Genomic DNA, 17,135 nt, shown 5'->3' with positions numbered 1-17,135 from the left:
CCTCTTGGCTTGTTTGGGTGACAAAAAAGGACACCTACGTGAGGTGTCCGATGACAAAAAAGGACACCTACGTGAGGTGTCCGATCAAAATTTTTAGTTGTTATCTACATTCTTATACCGATTGAAAAAAACATAAGAAGCAATGGTTGCGATGAGAACCGTTGATAGAACCACAACGAGCATACCCGTAAATTTATAAATGCCTGGCAAGAAAGATATTGCAACAAGCAAAATTCCTGCCATTACAAAGAGCTTCCCACTAAGTTGGTGTGTTTTTCTCCACGTCTTCTCGTTCGCAAGCGTCCACGGTGTGCGTACCCCGATAAAGTAGTTATGTTTGATTCTCGGCAAGTAGTTTCCAAGTACGATAAAAAGTAACCCGATACCTAAATTCACGACTAGTGAAATGTCTATATTAACACCTAAACCATAGCTTATGGTCATGGATTGGAGAAGTAAGAAGAACACGTTCATAATCGTAATAAAAATCGTATAACTGCTAGAAAATTTCTTGTAGTTTTCTTTCTTCGGATCAATTCTTGGCATGAAGATAAACAACGCCATCAAAACAATCATTAAAAGTGGCGGAAAGAATGCAGCATATTGCTTATCCCAATATCCATCCACCTCACCATGGATGTTCCAATGCATTGGCATTTGATCAGGCAGGTAAGGATATGCGAATACACCGATCAGTACACTAAGTGCAATAAGAAAGTAACTCCATCCATACTTTTTCATCATTTTTCCTCCTTCGTTGTAAATGTGAAATACCAGCTCATTAATTCATGAAACACCGTTGTGTTCAAAGAATAATAAATATGCTGTCCTCTTCTCTCATCATCAATTAGCGAAGCATGCTTTAAAATTTTCAAGTGATGAGACACACTCGGTTTTTGCATGTCAAAATGTGAAGCGATCTCTCCTGCTGTTAGTTCATCTTCTTTTAACAGCGTTAAGATCTGTCTTCGGGTTGGGTCGGATAATGCTTTAAATGCTTCATTAAGAGACATCTTGTCACCTCAGGATGATTTCCCATTATTAGATATTTAGATAAATGTCTAACTATCTAATTACATAATATGTTTATTCTGCCTTTGTGTCAATCATTTCAGTAAAATGTGTTCAATAAAAATAAGCACATTTATTAGTTAAATAAATGTGCCTGCTTCAAGGAATATTCTTCTGATTTAACGATGGGATGGCCAAGATCCCTGCATTTTTCTCAACAGCATAATTTGACCAGTATGATAGGCATCATGAAGAAAGATATCAATGAGATCACTTTCTAATCCGCTCTCTTTTAAATCTTCAGAACTCATCTCACTTAGTAATCCTTTGAGCTTGTTGTGTACGTTTTCTGCGCGATTGGTGGTAAGATACCAGTCATCATCGTCTTCTGTTTGTTTGGTGATAAAAAAGGTATCGTTTCCATCAATTCGCGTCCATTCTTGTCCTTCCAACGTGGCAACAAGTCGTTCTTTGTAATAAATGAGATGATTGACGTTCTCCCAGATGGATTTCGTTGCTTCGCCCGGCGGTCTAAAGCTAGCTTGCTTAGCCGTTAATCCTTCTATAGCTGGTTTGAGCGGCGCGTACCAGCTCTCTTTGTCAAACGTGGAATCTAACACTTTTAGTAAGAATTCGGCTCTGCTCAAGTTACTAAGCCTCCTAATGATTTGTCGGATTCTTTATCATCGGCTCTAAGAGATCTGTATCTGGCGGAGCGTATCCTAATTGCCTGCCGATCTTCACAATCTGTCCTTTGTGATGAAATTCATGAGTCATCGTGTGAGTAAATAACCACAAAGCCGTAAAGTCTGCTTGACTTCCATTTCTAAACGTCACTTCTACCGTTTGATCCCAATTGTCTTCGAATTTGTCGAGAAATTCATAGACCAACTCATCTGTTTTTCTGAAAAGCTCACGCATCTCTTGAACGTTATGTATGGACTCGGGCGTAATATCAGGAAGTGATTTTCCAAGAGCACGATCACCGAGCCATCCTTGGTAACAACCCGCTACATGAGCATGTAGGCTTAGAATAGATTCACCACTGAAAGTTTCAAGTTTCTTTGCATAGTCGGTTGGGGATAACGTCTCGCAATATTGAAAAAGAGTCTCTCTCGTTAAACGTACCCAGTCATATTGAGTTCTGAACAAATTCATACTCTCATCTCCTCTTTTTGAACTCACGAGTACTTCCCCATCTTTATGTAGATTTCCTTCTTGTATGGTATAAAAATATTCAACATTAAACTATTTTAAAAAAAGATGCATTCCTTGTGCTAGGAATGCATCATCAATAAAAAAAGGCTTATAACGTTTGTAAAAACCTGTCAATCCGGCGCATCGCTTCTTCCAGCTTTTGAACAGAGGTCGCATAGGAACAGCGAACATGCCCCTCTCCGCTTTCGCCAAAAACACTACCGGGTACAACAGCAACTTGCTCTTTCATCAGGAGCTGTTCTGCAAACTCTTCAGATGACAGTCCTGTCTTTTCAATCGAAGGGAATACATAAAAAGCACCACCTGGAACATGGCACGATAAACCCATCTCCTCTAAAGCATGAATGACCAAACTGCGGCGCTGTCTATAGCTTTCTTTCATTTTCACGACATCCTTCTGCCCGTTAACGAGAGCTTCAAGAGCAGCATGTTGAGCCATTGTAGGAGCGCACATCATCGTATACTGATGTATTTTTAACATGGCTTGCAAGATTGCTTTAGGACCGCAGGCAAAGCCTAACCGCCAGCCAGTCATCGCAAAGGCTTTTGAAAATCCAGAAATTAAAATCGTTCGGTCCCGCATATTTTTCACAGCAGGAAAACTTGTATACGGTTCATCGTACGTAAGCTCAGCATATATTTCATCTGAAATAACGAGCAAATCATGCTTCTCCACTACCTCCGCTATACGTTCCAAATCGCCTTTTGACAGCACAGTGCCTGTTGGATTATTCGGACTGCACAACATAAGCACTTTCGTTTTGTCAGTGATCGCCTCTTCGATTTGCTCTGGCTGAAGCTTGAAATCATCCTCGCTGTACGTATTTACAGGGACAGGGACTCCGCCAGCCAATGTTACTGTTGGTGCATAGGAAACAAAGCTTGGCTCAACAACAATAACTTCCTCACCAGGGTTAAGAACTGCACGCAATGCTATATCAATCGCCTGTGAAGCACCGACAGTAACGACTATTTCATCTTCAGCACTATACGTAACACCAAACCGTCGTTTCATATAACGAGAAATCTCTTTTCGGAGCTCAAACAATCCTGCATTGGCTGTATAAGCCGTATAGCCTTGTTCTAACGAGTGATAACTTGCTTCGATCACATTCCATGGTGTAACGAAATCCGGCTCACCGACACCAAGGGAAATAACGTTTTCCATAGAAGATGCAAGGTCAAAGAAACGACGGATACCAGACGGCTGTATGGATTGCACAGTATTTGATAAATATTTCGAAGTAGGTTCAGTGATCATGGCGACACCACAATTCGTTTATCCTCATCATTATCACTAAATACAAGCCCGTCATGTTTGTATTTTTTTAGAATGAAATGAGTGGTTGTTGAGATGACTGAATCAATAGTCGAGAGTTTTTCCGATACAAATCGTCCGACTTCCGCCATTGTTTTCCCTTCGATCGATACTGACAAATCGTAAACGCCGGACATGAGATATACCGCTTTAACTTCAGGAAAACGGTAAATTCGCTCCGCCACTTTATCAAAGCCAACACCTCGTTTTGGTGTGACCTTTACATCAATCATAGCTGTTACAGCACCGTCTTCGGTACCTTTCGTCCAGTCAATAATGGCGGAATAGCCTAGAATCACTTTTTCTTTTTCAAGCTTTTCTAGTATTTGTTTAGTTTCATCCTCTGTTATTCCCATTAACTTTGCGATCGTACCTGTTTCAAGACGTCCGTTTTTTTCTATGAGTTGCAATAATTCGCGTTCTGTAGAATTCAAATCAATCACTCGCTTTTAGTAGATTATGCTGACCATTATAACAAACCCTCTACGTTAATCCACTTGGAAATTAATTAATAAATGGATATCTGTTAGATTTTCTAGTTACGATACAAATACTCCGTATCATACATTGTAGCTCTGTAACGCTTTTACCCTGGTTCTATTTAAAGCCATTCATAGCAATCGTCAGCTAAATGCTGTAACTCTTCTATGAAAAAACTAGCGTGATATCCGTCACATACCGCATGGTGCACTTGTAAAGATAATGGAAGCAATATTGTCGAATCCTGTTTAAAATATTTTCCACTTGTTATAATCGGTAACAAATAACTGTTCCCCTCATTTATGTTCAAGTTGAATCCAGTAAAGCTAACCCAAGGAATCATGGATATCGGAAATGAATTTGGTGGTTCATTCTGTTTCGTGAATAACCCCTTTATGCTAGAATATCGCTCTATATCATCATTATAGTTTTTGTAAAAACGATCAAAATGATTGGAATACTCTGTCCAAATGCTCGAGAACGATTTGTTATCACTATGAAAGATTGTATAGCTCGGCAGCATCTCTTCCCAATAACCTAGTGTTCCATCCTTAAAACAGGTGCGGAATTCTTTATGAGAATTAACAACTTTGCTGACCATGAAAAGGAAAGTCGGATAAAATTTAATGCCTTTTTTCTGAACCTGTTTTAGTAACCTTGTAATGTTAACATTTGCAGTTAAGCTAAAGGTGCATTTTTGACGTAAATAATGTTCAAAATACGGAGTTCTATCCCAATTCTCTTTATTGATTGCATGAAATGTCATGTATTTCGCCTCCTGAAATATTTTTTTAAGTTTCAGGAGGCTTACTTATCTGCTTTCACCATTTTTCTCACCTCTCAAATTTCATTTAGTGCACTAGTTATTTTACTTTAATATTAGCAACGAACTCTGTATCTCCTTGATCAGAATCAAAGTCTATTTCTAGCACATAATTACCTTTTTCTTTAGGGAAAAAGAAAGTTTTGTCAGCTTCACTTAGCATGTCAAGATCTTCACCTTTTCGAGCTACCACCCCAATTCTCACTCCCGAATATGGATTCATTCCTTCGATCTCATTTTGTTCAATGATTAAAAATCCGCTACTTCCAGGTTTAACGGAAATTTGCTTTTCTTTTGCAGCAAGTTCTTTTAAATTTATGTATTCTTTATCATATTCACCTTCAGTAAAGTTCCACTTTCGATTTCCTTCTTTAAGTTTATATAGCTCATCGCCCACCTGAAGAAATGCTTCTGGAGGACTTTCATAATACTTTTCACCAATACAGCCTGTTAACAAAAAAGGAGCAAGAAGCAGTGTTGCTAGAAAGGTTACGTTTTTGGATTTATTCATATTTAATATTTCCTTCCCTTACTAACCTTGAACAGTAATGAATTATTAGAAAGTATTTTTCTTTACCTAAACCGTTTAAAACGATTAAAAAGTTTGTAACTACGAAGTCAAGTTCCTTTAATGATTCTGTACATATGTTTAACAACATTCAATAAAAAATGCACTTCTCCTTCTTGAAGAAATGCACACGCAGTGGAATATAATTCGTTAATTACTATGCACTTTAACATAAACTGAACCAAACAATTTATCATCAACGTACGCATTCAACTTCCACATCCCTGAATGAGGCAGTGACATCATCGAAGGGATATGTGCATCAGCTCCATTGTTTGATCCGCCTACAACTGAATCTACAAGAGACACTTCTTCATCTGTTTTTTGTGATGTGGCAATAACTTTAAACGGCTTACCAGGTAAGTCTTCAGATCCCCACAAATGCCACATATACTTCTGCTCTTTGTTAGGGAAAAATCTAGTGACTTCTGAGTCATCGTAAATAAAACCTATCTTATCTTTTTCACCAATCATCGTATAACTACCAGATTCAAATAAGGTACTTTCTTTCCAACTATCTTGATTACATGCCACGAGGACTAAGATACATATAATCATAAAAATGACTTTTTGCAGATAAGATTCCCCCTATCTTATAAAATGAGTTAAGCAGATTTCCTTTTCTACTTCTGTTGAATAAGTTCTATAAAATAGGGAAATTATCCTTCACGAAGAAATGCACCTGGAAGGTAGGGTATTAAATTATCTGCTGTATCTATGTTCATCCATTTTGTTTCACGGATAACTGCTTGTTCCAAAGTCTCTCCTTTTTCCACAGCACCGCCTGGTAGAGTAACCATATAAAACTCGAACATTCTTATTGTTCTAGTTTTCAATACTTAAGTTTGATTACAATTTATGTTCATTGTTGATATATTAGTTATCATAGATTTATTATTTGAAAGAAAATACCTAATAGAAAGAGGTTGAATTTTTATGAAATCGTTGAGCAACATATTTCGTTCATCTACTTTTAGAAAAATTGTCCCTGTTCTATTTCTTTCTAGTGCAACTCTTGTAGGTTCAATCAGTCATGTTGATGCCAAAGCAACAAGACCCGATGAACAAGGAATTGCAAATCATCATGTTTTTTCCAAGCTTGAGAAAAAATTTGATGCGAAACTTGGAATCTATGCATTGGATACTGGTACCAACCAAACCGTAAACTATCATCCAGATGAACGTTTTGCTTATACATCTACTCATAAGGCTCTAGCTGTAGGAGCACTATTACAACAGAAATCAATAGAAGACCTTAATCATACAATTACCTATACACGTGAAGATCTCGTTACTTATAGTCCGATTACCGAAAAGCATGTTGATACCGGGATGACTCTTAAAGAGCTTTCGGATGCTTCTCTTCGATACAGTGACAATACTGCTGGAAACCTTATACTTAAACAACTGGGGGGACCGACTGGATTTAAAAAATCACTGGAGGAAATTGGTGATTATGTTACCTACCCTAAACGCTATGAACCTGATTTAAATGAAGTTAATCCAGGTGAGATTCACGATACAAGTACACCAAGAGCTCTTGCTACTAGTCTTCAAGCCTATGCACTGGGAGATATACTCCCAACAGAAAAACGCGAACTATTAATAGATTGGATGAAGAGAAATACTACTGGAGATGCCTTAATTCGAGCAGGAGTGCCAAAAAGGTGGGAAGTAGCTGATAAGACTGGGGCAGGATCATATGGTACGCGAAATGACATTGCGATCATTTGGCCGCCAAAAAGAGACCCTATTGTTCTTGCTGTACTTTCCAGTCGTGATCAAAAAGATGCTGATTATAACGACAAGCTTATTGCTGAAGCAACTAAAGAAGTAATAAAGATTCTCAAAGTCAAAAAATAACAAGGGTTACAACCAAAAGATGAAGTAGATAAGCGCTCTAAAAAATGCAGGATAACTTATATCTTGCATTTTTCTTTGCTCGTTTAAACAGTGTTTTACGAATAGAAGAATTGATTTGACTTTCAAATATTATTTGGTTTGCTTCACTTTCTGCTTTGTCTTATTCTTATTTAATCAGTTAAGTACGGTGGTAAAATTAGCTGTAAGATTCGCATCAAATTTGCTCTTTTACAAATCGCCTAAGCATATTGAGTGAATAAATAAAAGTCCCAGGCAACCGCTGAAAATTCTTATTAAATGATTTGCTTTTCTATTCATGCTTTTGCCATAAACACTCCGATATTTTTATCTTAGAAAATTCAGCTGTAAAGCTAGATTGTTCAGGACTACACGCATAAATACCAATATTTACTGTGTAATCTGCAGAGAATAGATGAAAGATTCGCATTTGCTTATAGTGTTTACCATCATAGGAACACTCAATGCAAAAATCACTCTCACGACGGCTTAATCTGTAATACATGTGTTTTTGTTTTGCAGGAATATCAGTAGTTGCCCAATCGGAATATCCATTGTTTGTAACGACACTACCAAGACGTTGAAAATTTTCATTTTCATATTCAATAGAAGCTTTGAACCAGTTATCACTTGATTGATATATAATAACGCCACATTGGTCAAAACGCCTTTTAGAATTAAAATCAGTACGCACTGTGAATGTAAAATACCTATCTTGAACGGGTAATAGTAAAGCAGGAGCATTATCATTTTGAAAACCATAATAAGTCCGTTGCCATAAATCCGTATGAGGTTCTGTTGTAATGGTTATATCGTTATCTCGAATCTCAAATTTATTAGGTTTAGAGATCCATTTATTATTTTCTCCAATAAAATTCATTATGCACCTCCTTGGAGTAATGATTGTCTTGTCTAACTCTTCGGTTTAAGAATATAAGACAGTGTTCCATTCTGAATGAGCTACTTGATCTAAAACGGTAGGAGCCGTGTAATCATTTGTACGCTCTTGGTTACTATTCTCTTAGGTTAAAGATACCTTTTCCCGTATTCATATCTATTGGCAACGATGAATGTTCGTGTGTTATGACCCAAGACTCATTTATTTTTTTTAAGCCGAATGTAAATCGGTTTGTCATTTGACGTAGTTTCTCACCAGATTGTTCGCTGTAGGCGACGAACGAAACGGCACAATGAACAAATGCAACACTCGTATTTTCCTCAATGGTTACTTCATTAATATCTACTTTTAATAAGTTTCCGTCTTCACTCAAACTATTAAACCACATCACCACATTCTCTCTCCATGAAGAAATACCTTTACACTCCCAGTTTCCCCAGCAATCATAGATATGTACATCAGCAGCATAGGTAGATAGAAATTGATCAACATCTTTTTCATATACAGCAGATTTGTAATTTTCAAGAACGTCCTGAACTTTACTGATTCCAGTAATCATATAACTCATCTCCTTCATAAGTCTTTATAATTATAACTACCCTTACTTGCTACTAAATTGTACGAATAGTACCTGATTACTTTTTGACTGGATTAACGCAACCGAATGTTTAGTAGGTAAGGATTATATCAAATTTGTCATAAAGTGACAGTATGTCTTAGTGATACTCTTTTATTCCGTTTTCAAATGCACGAGTATCGTTATTTATTAAACCATGCAACGCTTCTTGTAAAGCAAATGTGCTCTTATAAAATTTGACACGTTTAGCTATTTCTGAACCGTTTGGATAAAGATCAATACATTTGTTAAAGAAATTCTCACCGTAACTCGATAGTATTCCTGCAAAATCATAGGCAGGATCACCAATACGAGTACTACCAAAGTCTATTATTCCTGATATTTCACAGTTATTGGGGTTCCATAAGATATTCGAAGCTCCAAAATCTCCATGAATGAGGGTTGTTTTTAAATGTTCTTCATTATTAAGGAAACTCTCAAATGAATAAATGATATCCTTTTGAGCTTTTTCATTGATAAATGGAAAGAGCTTGTTCTGTATATTGTAAAATAGTTCTTTCATTTCTTCATAAGGGTTATGATCTATTAATTCTAGATCGCTATGCAACTTCTCTTTTGTTATGGAATGCATTTCAATTAGAAATGTTACGAGTTGTTTTGCAAGTTTTATTGAATCCACTTTATCAACTTTAACTAAATGTTCATTCCAAAAAGGATCACCTTCAATACGTTCATAACCAGTAAATACTTTTCCAGGTTCTAATAGTTCAAATGACTGATATTTTGGACATGGAATTGGGATTGATGTAGTGCCACTAATATGTTCTAAGATTTTCGTTTCTTCTTTTAAATTTACAATTCCTTTATTGTACTTGGGAAATCTGAATACAAGAGAATTGTTTATTATGAACACATCGTTATTTTGACCAATATCATTGAGATAAACATCTTCAATATTAAGTTCAGGATAAACTTCTTGAATACGTTCAATATAATCATTCATTGGTATACTCCTTGTTTTTCAACCTTACACATGATAGTGGAAGAAAGAATCTTAGTTTTCTTTCCAAATAACCGCTTTCTTAATTAACTCATCAACAAATTTCTCTTTAACTTCTTGATATTTATGTGTATCATCAGGGAACTGTTTTGCCAACACCTTCTTAAGATCTCCGTATTTTCTTGCTTCTTCTGGATTGTGGTTTAGGTAATCTTTGAATGTTAAATGTGTTTTAATGTTTTTATTTCCAAGCTGAAAAATATGGATGTGATGAGATCTTTTAAGTTTCCCTTTTGTAAAATATCTTCTACCTGTTATTCCATGTTCATTTCTTGAATCATATCCTAAAGACAACATTTCCTCATTGAATAAATGAACCTTCTCGATATCTTTGACGACGATTAAGATATCAATGATTGGTTTTGCATAACCAACTGAGGGTAATGAAGTACTACCTATATGATAAATTTCAATCAGCTCATCTTTAAATATTTCTCTAAGTTTACTTTCTTCTTTTAAATATGCGTACTTCCATTCTTCTGTCCATGAAAGTATTTCAGTCTTTCTCACCAGCATTTACTCCTCCCGTATAAACAAGCACCCTTCCTATTCCCATGCCTCTGTAATTTTTATAATACGACATTTAATGATAGTTTCCTTTCCCACAATCTAGTCAAGTTATGAAAGAAACCATTTAGCCACAAAAAAAACGCAACAAATTTCGTTGCGAGCTTCAACTATTTTTTACTAAAAATCCCTCTTATATTGAACCGCTAAATATATACCACTTGCTAAAATGGCTAACGCGTATTTGTATAAGAAGAAGATGTTCGCCATATATTCTGTAGGAAAAACAATGTCACATAGAATGATCGTCATCAGCATAAAGTAACTGCTCTTCAAATGAATATTTTTTGTGCGTTCATCTTCATTACCCATCTTTTTATAGAACACATAAGCTAATACGATACTAGCCATCAATAATAAAAAACCAATTCCTAAGAGGATGTTCCAATTATCAGTAGACTGTTCCGCCCATGACTTCAAAGGGTAAAAAGCTGCACCAGGGATATCTGAGATCGACTTAATTTCCATTTTCATCATTTCCTTTCATATAAGTAAAAACATCGTTTACATCAACTTTAAAGAATTCGGCAATTCGAAAAGCTAACAACAGAGTGGGTACATAATTTCCCTTTTCCATTACAAAAATGGTTTGTTTGGAGACCCCGACTTTTTCTGCTAATTCTTGCTGTGACAATCTGGCAAGTACGCGATATTCATAAACCTTATTTGAAATGGAATCACCAAAATCTTTCTTCATGACATCACCTCTTGGTCCAATTATAAACTAATTTCTTACAAAAAGTAAAGTAAACTTATACTTTGTTTTAAATTACTTTTATTTTTAATCAAATTACTTTGAATTTATTGATAATCTCTATCATAAAAACCCTGAAAGAAACATTAGTACATTAAGTTATATATTTTTATGTGATTTTCCATGTATCCATATAAAGTACGCCTAACTTCATTTGCCGTAAGTTGAAATAGATGTTGATTAATTACCCACAACAACGAAAAAAGGCTGTGGTTTATTTAACCACAACCTTTTAAATAACACTATCTTGTTTATCTATCTTGTCCAAGGAGCATTTTAATGCCCTCTAGTGATTTAACATGATAGCCTTCAAGTTCCAGGATCTTAAAGCAGTAATTTTCTACGACTGCCTCGTCTCCCATTGCAATGTCCATGTTTTCTGATTGAATCCATCCACCAATCATATCTACATAATCATCACTCAGATGGAGACCAAAAAGGTCATTCACCTCACTGAACAATACCTTACCATGAAGAACGGTCTTATTTGACCAGATTGACACGCAGAAATATATTCTTCTAGGTTTCGCATTACAAGGAGTTGTGTCTTTTTCAGAATGGTCGGTAAGTGAATATGAAGAAAAGGCTTTCCTTTTGAAATAGATTGAGTATTTAATTTCCAGTGAGTAGAATTAAGAGATGCGGCAATCATGACTGCTATGAAGCTAAAAAATGTAATCTATGTGCTAATTCCTCCTATATTATCAAACTTCTAAATGATAATGTTATGAGGGAATGATAATGTTTAAACCATCTTACGAAAATGTAATTAAAAGTAATAGAAAGGATGAGAAAAATGGCATGTTTTACAATCGATGAACAAGTGATTAATGGCGAGTCGCTTCCCTTATTTTCCCTTACCGTCAACGATTCCGAGGCAACATCAGTTTACAGTGATGTTGATGTGCAGGCTAAGTTGGTGAAAATCCTACGCAGCAATACTAGCATCCCCGTTCTTGATCTACAGGAGGGGTTATACATGCGCCTGTCAGTAGAAGACAATATCGCTTTTTTTAAAAAATGGTTCGAATGTAAAATGCCATTACCTCAAATTCTGGTGGAGTTTGAACTGCATACATGTGCAAAGAAAGCTTTGGACAAATGCTCCGAATCTGAAATTCGACGAGTATACTTTGCTAAATATTTTATAAGCGGATACAAGAAAATGGCATTCCTGGAGCCGATACACGGTGTTGATGTTATAACAGTTAATACGTTTATTAATATGCTTCAAAAAATAAAGCATCTACAGATACCTGTGCTTATTTTAGTATCCAGCATGGAACATGCAGTTTTACTTGGAGATAGTGTGTACAAGCTTCAACAAAATGGGTTGCAAGAAGTTGAAGTTGATGAAATGGCCACATTACAGCCTGAAATGGAAAGTTCCAGAGAACCAGTTGTTGCAAATCTATTCAAAATTTCTGCACGGGTAGGAGATAAAATTATTCTATTTGATCCGACAGAGATCGATTATATTGAAAGTCAGGATGGAAAGACAATGATTATTATTAATGAGGAATCTTTTGCGATGGAATACACACTGGCTGAAGTAGACAAGAAATTAGAGGTTTTCGGTTTTTATCGTTGTCACCGGTCCTACATAGTAAATCTGCAAAAGGTACGTGAGATTATTACATGGTCAAAAAACACGTATTCACTCAGAATTAGCAATAAGGTTCAGTCAACTATTCCCCTGTCTCGTTCTAAAATTCAAGATATCCAGGAAAAATTAATCCTCAAATAGACACAGTTCACCATAACTAGAAGGTCTTTTTAAAAATACTTTAACTCGATATAGGTACAGTTCAATCTCCTTTTCGTACATTTCAGCTTGATATGACTGCACTCAGTAATTCACTCCATTACGATGAAGGAAATCGTTGAAAGGAGTGTTTTAGTTGGAACATGTCATTGAAGTAAAAGGAATGAGGAAAATTTTTGGTGCACATACCGCCATTAAAAAAGTGAGTTTTAATGTGAAGCAAGGAGAGATTTTCGGATTTCTTGGTCCAAGTGGATCCGGTAAAACAACGACTGTTAAAGTATTGACCGGAGAGCTGAAACAAACTGTTGGTGATGTTAAAGTACTTGGTATTGATTCAGCAAATTTTGGAACGCCAGAGTTCAAATCTCAGGTCGGAATATTATCAGATAACAGCTCGTTATATGAGCGACTGACGATCTATGATAATCTGAAATTATTTTGTAAATTATATCGTGCACCACTGAAGCAAATCGATGTGGTACTGCGAGAAGTTAATTTGCATGATGAACGATCCAAAACAGTTTCGATGTTGTCAAAAGGAATGAAACAGCGTGTACTGCTGGCCAAAGCACTTATTCACAATCCTAAACTGGTATTTCTAGATGAACCAACATCTGCGCTGGATCCTGGAAATATGGCACATATTCACCGTGGACTTCAAAAGCTGAATGAAGCAGGTACAACCATTTTCTTGACTACTCATAATATGGAGGAAGCGACTGAGTTATGTGACCGGGTTGCGTTTTTGCATAATGGAGAACTGCAGGAATTAGACAGCCCGAATTCACTCCGCTATAAATATTCCACGCACGCATTTCATGTGGAAACCTTTAAAGGCAATCGGTTGGTTATCAGTAATCAACCGGATAAGGCAGAGCAAATCAGGGAACTGATCGCAAATGGAGAAGTTAAAACCATGCATACGGATAATCCGACACTTGGTCAGATCTTTCTAAAAGTTACTGGAAAGGAGTTAGAATAATGAGTGTTCAACGGATACTTGCAATTTTTGAAAAAGACATAAAAGATTTCCCCAAGAATATGGCGCTGTTGATGTTGCCAGTAAGTAATGCGTTACTCGCATTCATTTACTCCCTAACTTTTGACGGAGAACTTCCAATTAAACTTCTATATGTAATTATTGGGGCAACTTTATCAATGGTTACTTCAGGCATCATGATGAGCATGATAGCCGAAGAAAATGAGAAGAACACAATGAGAGGTTTGATACAATCTCCTGCTTCGCTATTAGATATCATTATTGGGAAAAGTCTTGTTACAGGGATCATCACAGTTATTTCCCTAATGGTTTCACTAATGATCGTGGGCATTGAACCGTTTTTGAACTTCAGGGCGATCATTGGACTAATCTTGTTGTTCCTATTCTTTCTTTTGTTAGGTATCGGAATTGGACTATTTTCAAAATCGCTTGCAGCCACATCCGGTTATCTGATGCCAGTCATGTTCCTGTTTGGTTTCACGCCAATGATTGCTACATTTCAGTTTGCGGAAGACAGTATGATAGTTAGAGTCACTAATACGTTTCCCATCATGCAAGCAATCGAATTGTACCAAAAAAGCTTTTGGCTACCATTATGTATAATCGCTATATGGATAATCGGAGCAGCATTGTTTACGTATGTTTGTTTTCGAAAAGTCATGACGGATGACTAATTGGGTAAGTTTGGCTGGTTATCGTTATTCATACATTTACGTTCAGATCAGTACAATTCAGCTCCAAATATGTACATTAGAGCTTGTTATGACTAAATTATTGTTTAATCCATTGTAAGGTTGATACAACACAATTTAATGGAGGTGTTCTGAAAAAAGTATTTATGAACAATTAGGAGTTGTAAAAGGTAACAGCGGGTATATGAAGTATTAACGGTCTAAACGAATTTGACTGCTTTTGCTAGTTTACTGAACGCACGTGACAGGTGAGTATCGGATAATTAATTCAGGGAGTGATAATCATGTTCGGAAAAAAAAATGACAATGATAAAAGATTTGTTGAAAAATCCGTGCAACATTATCAGTACGGAATGATCTTAGTGCTCGTCGATACAGCAACAAATGTCCATTACCTGCATACCTGGTCTGCACAGGGAACTTCCCTTACACCATTATTAGACGAAAATGGTGATGTGGTTATAGAAAAGGATTCCAATTAATGTTTTCACCGTGAGATCACAGAGACCTGGGCAAAACCCGGCATAAAATGTCCCCTAACCATAAAATGTTACGTTACATATCGCAAACACTAATAATGTAAGCTTAAACGTCTAACAAATTGTACAACGACCTGTTAGACGTTTTTGAACAAATTTATTAATAAATTGAAAAAAAATAAAGAATAAATTAAGGAAAAAATTACATTTAAAGCAAAATTTTCATTAACCTGAGCTTCCAAAGTCTATTTATTTTTAACATTTTCCACCTTTTTTCCTAGCGGAAGACTTGCCTAGTAGGATTATTTGATACAATCTATAACAAATTTGGAAAACTATCTTTTTGTTAGGTGATAAGGTACAAGCATCGTTCAACTTCCTGAGAGCGGTATTGGAAAAAATTAAGTTTGGAACAACACCCCATTTAGCGCATCAACGTACCTCTTCGCTGATCGTTGAACGGCCTCTGCAGCATCTTCTTTGATCACTCGGTTAAAAGCATCATAGATACGATTAAAGTTTAGTTCTTCCATCCGCTGAGCGATCCTCTCAACCGTAGCACCTGGTAAAGGAATAAAGTTTGGATAACTATACATAAAACTGACCCAATCCCGGTCCGCTACAATACGTACAATATCACCACAAAGAAGAACACCTTGTTGTTGGTTCCCTTCTTTCCATTCAAGGATGGTGCCCCCCTTAAAATGACCACCGATTCTCTGAAGAACGATTCCTTCACTTAGTTCGAGTGTGTCACCCGACCAGAACACGATTCTTTCACTCGACCTCGTTACCCACTTCTTATCATCTTCGTGAATATAAAGAGCAGCATCAAATGTTTCAGCCCATTCCACTTGAGTGGAATAATAATGAGGATGTGATAGTGCGATCGCATCAATTCCACCGAGCTGCTGAATCGCTTCAATCGTACCTTCATCTATGTAAGTCACACAATCCCATAACACGTTATACCCCTTGCCCTTTACGAGGTATGCCGTCTGGCCGATTCCAAAACTTGGACTCGTCTGAACCCGATACAGATTCTCTTCTTCAACACTAACTTCTGTTTTATAGTTGCCGCTTTCCACCATCGCTTCTAATGTTGTCCACGATTGCCCTTTTGAGCTCACATACTGTCTTTCTTCCTTACAGATGGAACATGACGATGGTTCATGTAATGTTGCTTCATATTGAACCCCACACGTCTTACAAATATAGTTATGCACGATATTTCCCCCTTCTATCTCTCTAACTCAAATTATAATAACTGAAGGAAATAATTAGAAATTTTATGCTTGTAAATAGGATCACAACAAGAAAAAAACCTTACGAAAACATAATCTCGTAAGGTTAAAAAACGCTAATCATTCAAAAGTAATTTATAGTAGTTCCTTATTCTTCAGATAGGATCGCTTTAATGAAATATAAGAAGATAAAAACTTTACTACACTAACACTTACTAACAACCCCGATATTTCTATCCATTTGTTCAAACTCGTAGGTACACCAATAAATAATAGATAGATTGTTAAAAAGATAGCAATAAAACCAACCGTTTTCATGATTGTAGCTTTTAACTCTTTTTTGTAGGCTCTCTCCGTTGAAATATCTGTGTATTCAATGCCAGATAAGATATATCTGCCCGACACATAAAAAAGGAAGATACCCATAGCTACTAGTAAGATTGTTTGTGCATCCAGATGTAAAGACTTGTTAGCAATAAGCATGACAAAAAGGGAAAGAAAAAGAAGGATTGCACCTTCAGAGAAAAAATATAACATCTTTCTTTCTTTGTATTCATCATCTGGTAGTAAAAAGGATATCCAAGATTTCATTACGCATCAACCTCCCAAAATAATTCATCCAACGTTTTCTGCAGTTCTATAGCTATTGCAATACATAACTGAAGACTAGGGTTAAACTCGCCCTTTTCTATAAGACCGATCGTTTGTCTAGTCACACCAACTTTTCTTGCTAATTGTTCCTGAGTGATGGCCGCATTCATTCTAGTTATTTTAACGTTATTCTTCATTTCTCACCC

The 17,135-nt window shown here is 36.3% G+C and carries 25 protein-coding genes; 5 read left to right on the top strand and 20 right to left on the bottom strand.

Features of this window, described 5'->3' with window-relative positions:
- Positions 1-93: 93 nt before the first annotated feature.
- The 10 genes from IHV11_RS06935 to IHV11_RS21355 all read right to left on the bottom strand — a co-directional run bounded on the left by IHV11_RS06935 (position 94) and on the right by IHV11_RS21355 (position 6,218).
- A complete protein-coding gene (locus IHV11_RS06935) occupies positions 94-744 on the bottom strand; it encodes an SdpI family protein (protein WP_197194124.1) in 651 nt (216 codons plus the stop codon).
- Entirely contained in the window at positions 741-1,013 is a 273-nt protein-coding gene (locus tag IHV11_RS06930; protein WP_066394788.1) for an autorepressor SdpR family transcription factor, read from the bottom strand. Before IHV11_RS06930 ends, IHV11_RS06935 begins: the two co-directional genes overlap by 4 nt.
- Before the next feature lie 177 nt (positions 1,014-1,190).
- Positions 1,191-1,658, bottom strand: coding sequence for a DinB family protein (locus IHV11_RS06925; RefSeq protein ID WP_197194123.1), 468 nt, complete (start codon positions 1,656-1,658; stop codon positions 1,191-1,193).
- A gap of 13 nt (positions 1,659-1,671) precedes the next feature.
- Positions 1,672-2,169 (bottom strand): DinB family protein, encoded by a 498-nt coding sequence (locus IHV11_RS06920; RefSeq protein ID WP_197194122.1) that lies wholly within the window; start codon positions 2,167-2,169, stop codon positions 1,672-1,674.
- 148 nt (positions 2,170-2,317) lie between these two features.
- Entirely contained in the window at positions 2,318-3,490 is a 1,173-nt protein-coding gene (locus IHV11_RS06915; protein WP_197194121.1) for an aminotransferase, read from the bottom strand.
- Positions 3,487-3,981, bottom strand: coding sequence for an Lrp/AsnC family transcriptional regulator (locus IHV11_RS06910; RefSeq protein WP_144699764.1), 495 nt, complete (start codon positions 3,979-3,981; stop codon positions 3,487-3,489). The genes IHV11_RS06915 and IHV11_RS06910 overlap by 4 nt, the downstream gene beginning before the upstream one ends.
- A 167-nt stretch (positions 3,982-4,148) precedes the next feature.
- A complete protein-coding gene (catA, locus tag IHV11_RS06905; protein WP_197194120.1) occupies positions 4,149-4,793 on the bottom strand; it encodes a type A chloramphenicol O-acetyltransferase in 645 nt (214 codons plus the stop codon).
- 97 nt (positions 4,794-4,890) lie between these two features.
- The gene (locus IHV11_RS06900) at positions 4,891-5,361 is read right to left on the bottom strand and encodes a hypothetical protein (RefSeq protein WP_197194119.1); all 471 of its coding nucleotides are present in this window, start codon (positions 5,359-5,361) and stop codon (positions 4,891-4,893) included.
- Between the two features lie 207 nt (positions 5,362-5,568).
- Positions 5,569-5,976, bottom strand: a complete 408-nt coding sequence (locus tag IHV11_RS06895; protein ID WP_197194118.1) for a DUF4871 domain-containing protein — start codon at positions 5,974-5,976, stop codon at positions 5,569-5,571.
- A 101-nt stretch (positions 5,977-6,077) separates the two neighbouring features.
- Positions 6,078-6,218 (bottom strand): NUDIX hydrolase, encoded by a 141-nt coding sequence (locus IHV11_RS21355; protein ID WP_255547403.1) that lies wholly within the window; start codon positions 6,216-6,218, stop codon positions 6,078-6,080.
- A gap of 136 nt (positions 6,219-6,354) precedes the next feature.
- Between IHV11_RS21355 and bla the strand changes: the two genes are divergently transcribed.
- On the top strand, positions 6,355-7,281 hold the full coding sequence (bla, locus tag IHV11_RS06885; protein ID WP_197194117.1) for a class A beta-lactamase: 927 nt from the start codon (positions 6,355-6,357) through the stop codon (positions 7,279-7,281).
- A 310-nt stretch (positions 7,282-7,591) separates the two neighbouring features.
- On the opposite strand, the gene IHV11_RS06880 is transcribed toward bla, so the two are convergent.
- The 7 genes from IHV11_RS06880 to IHV11_RS21350 all read right to left on the bottom strand — a co-directional run bounded on the left by IHV11_RS06880 (position 7,592) and on the right by IHV11_RS21350 (position 11,658).
- A complete protein-coding gene (locus IHV11_RS06880) occupies positions 7,592-8,179 on the bottom strand; it encodes a DUF1349 domain-containing protein (RefSeq protein WP_197194116.1) in 588 nt (195 codons plus the stop codon).
- Positions 8,180-8,312: 133 nt separating this feature from the next.
- Positions 8,313-8,756, bottom strand: a complete 444-nt coding sequence (locus tag IHV11_RS06875) for a YybH family protein (RefSeq protein ID WP_197194115.1) — start codon at positions 8,754-8,756, stop codon at positions 8,313-8,315.
- A 157-nt stretch (positions 8,757-8,913) separates the two neighbouring features.
- On the bottom strand, positions 8,914-9,777 hold the full coding sequence (locus IHV11_RS06870) for a phosphotransferase family protein (RefSeq protein WP_197194114.1): 864 nt from the start codon (positions 9,775-9,777) through the stop codon (positions 8,914-8,916).
- A 51-nt stretch (positions 9,778-9,828) separates the two neighbouring features.
- Positions 9,829-10,344 (bottom strand): GrpB family protein, encoded by a 516-nt coding sequence (locus tag IHV11_RS06865; protein WP_197194113.1) that lies wholly within the window; start codon positions 10,342-10,344, stop codon positions 9,829-9,831.
- 177 nt (positions 10,345-10,521) lie between these two features.
- A complete protein-coding gene (locus IHV11_RS06860) occupies positions 10,522-10,869 on the bottom strand; it encodes a DUF2178 domain-containing protein (protein ID WP_197194112.1) in 348 nt (115 codons plus the stop codon).
- Entirely contained in the window at positions 10,859-11,098 is a 240-nt protein-coding gene (locus IHV11_RS06855; protein WP_144699746.1) for a helix-turn-helix transcriptional regulator, read from the bottom strand. The genes IHV11_RS06860 and IHV11_RS06855 overlap by 11 nt, the downstream gene beginning before the upstream one ends.
- A 308-nt stretch (positions 11,099-11,406) precedes the next feature.
- Complete coding sequence (locus tag IHV11_RS21350; RefSeq protein WP_197194111.1) at positions 11,407-11,658, bottom strand: transporter associated domain-containing protein; 252 nt, start codon at positions 11,656-11,658, stop codon at positions 11,407-11,409.
- A gap of 293 nt (positions 11,659-11,951) precedes the next feature.
- Here IHV11_RS21350 and IHV11_RS06845 point away from each other — a divergent pair, with 293 nt between their 5' ends.
- The 4 genes from IHV11_RS06845 (at position 11,952) to IHV11_RS06830 (ending at position 15,097) form a co-directional block, all read left to right on the top strand.
- Entirely contained in the window at positions 11,952-12,902 is a 951-nt protein-coding gene (locus tag IHV11_RS06845; RefSeq protein ID WP_197194110.1) for a response regulator transcription factor, read from the top strand.
- A 154-nt stretch (positions 12,903-13,056) separates the two neighbouring features.
- A complete protein-coding gene (locus tag IHV11_RS06840; protein WP_197194109.1) occupies positions 13,057-13,905 on the top strand; it encodes an ABC transporter ATP-binding protein in 849 nt (282 codons plus the stop codon).
- Complete coding sequence (locus IHV11_RS06835; RefSeq protein WP_197194108.1) at positions 13,905-14,597, top strand: ABC transporter permease; 693 nt, start codon at positions 13,905-13,907, stop codon at positions 14,595-14,597. The genes IHV11_RS06840 and IHV11_RS06835 overlap by 1 nt, the downstream gene beginning before the upstream one ends.
- A gap of 302 nt (positions 14,598-14,899) precedes the next feature.
- A complete protein-coding gene (locus IHV11_RS06830; protein WP_144699736.1) occupies positions 14,900-15,097 on the top strand; it encodes a DUF6440 family protein in 198 nt (65 codons plus the stop codon).
- Between the two features lie 398 nt (positions 15,098-15,495).
- Here IHV11_RS06830 and IHV11_RS06825 read toward each other — a convergent pair whose 3' ends face one another.
- From IHV11_RS06825 to IHV11_RS06815, 3 genes are all read right to left on the bottom strand, one after another.
- Positions 15,496-16,320 (bottom strand): MBL fold metallo-hydrolase, encoded by an 825-nt coding sequence (locus IHV11_RS06825; protein ID WP_197194107.1) that lies wholly within the window; start codon positions 16,318-16,320, stop codon positions 15,496-15,498.
- Between the two features lie 153 nt (positions 16,321-16,473).
- Positions 16,474-16,929 carry a DUF3278 domain-containing protein gene (locus tag IHV11_RS06820; protein WP_197194106.1) on the bottom strand — a complete coding sequence of 152 codons (456 nt, stop codon included), beginning with the start codon at positions 16,927-16,929 and terminating at the stop codon, positions 16,474-16,476.
- On the bottom strand, positions 16,929-17,126 hold the full coding sequence (locus tag IHV11_RS06815) for a helix-turn-helix transcriptional regulator (RefSeq protein ID WP_197194105.1): 198 nt from the start codon (positions 17,124-17,126) through the stop codon (positions 16,929-16,931). The genes IHV11_RS06820 and IHV11_RS06815 overlap by 1 nt, the downstream gene beginning before the upstream one ends.
- Positions 17,127-17,135 lie beyond the last annotated feature (9 nt).

The sequence above is a fragment of the Fictibacillus sp. 26RED30 genome, from assembly GCF_015903845.1.
Classification (GTDB): Bacteria; Bacillota; Bacilli; order Bacillales; family Fictibacillaceae; genus Fictibacillus; species Fictibacillus phosphorivorans.
Note: the sequence above shows the minus strand (reverse complement) of the source record. Positions and strands in the feature narration are given on the sequence as shown.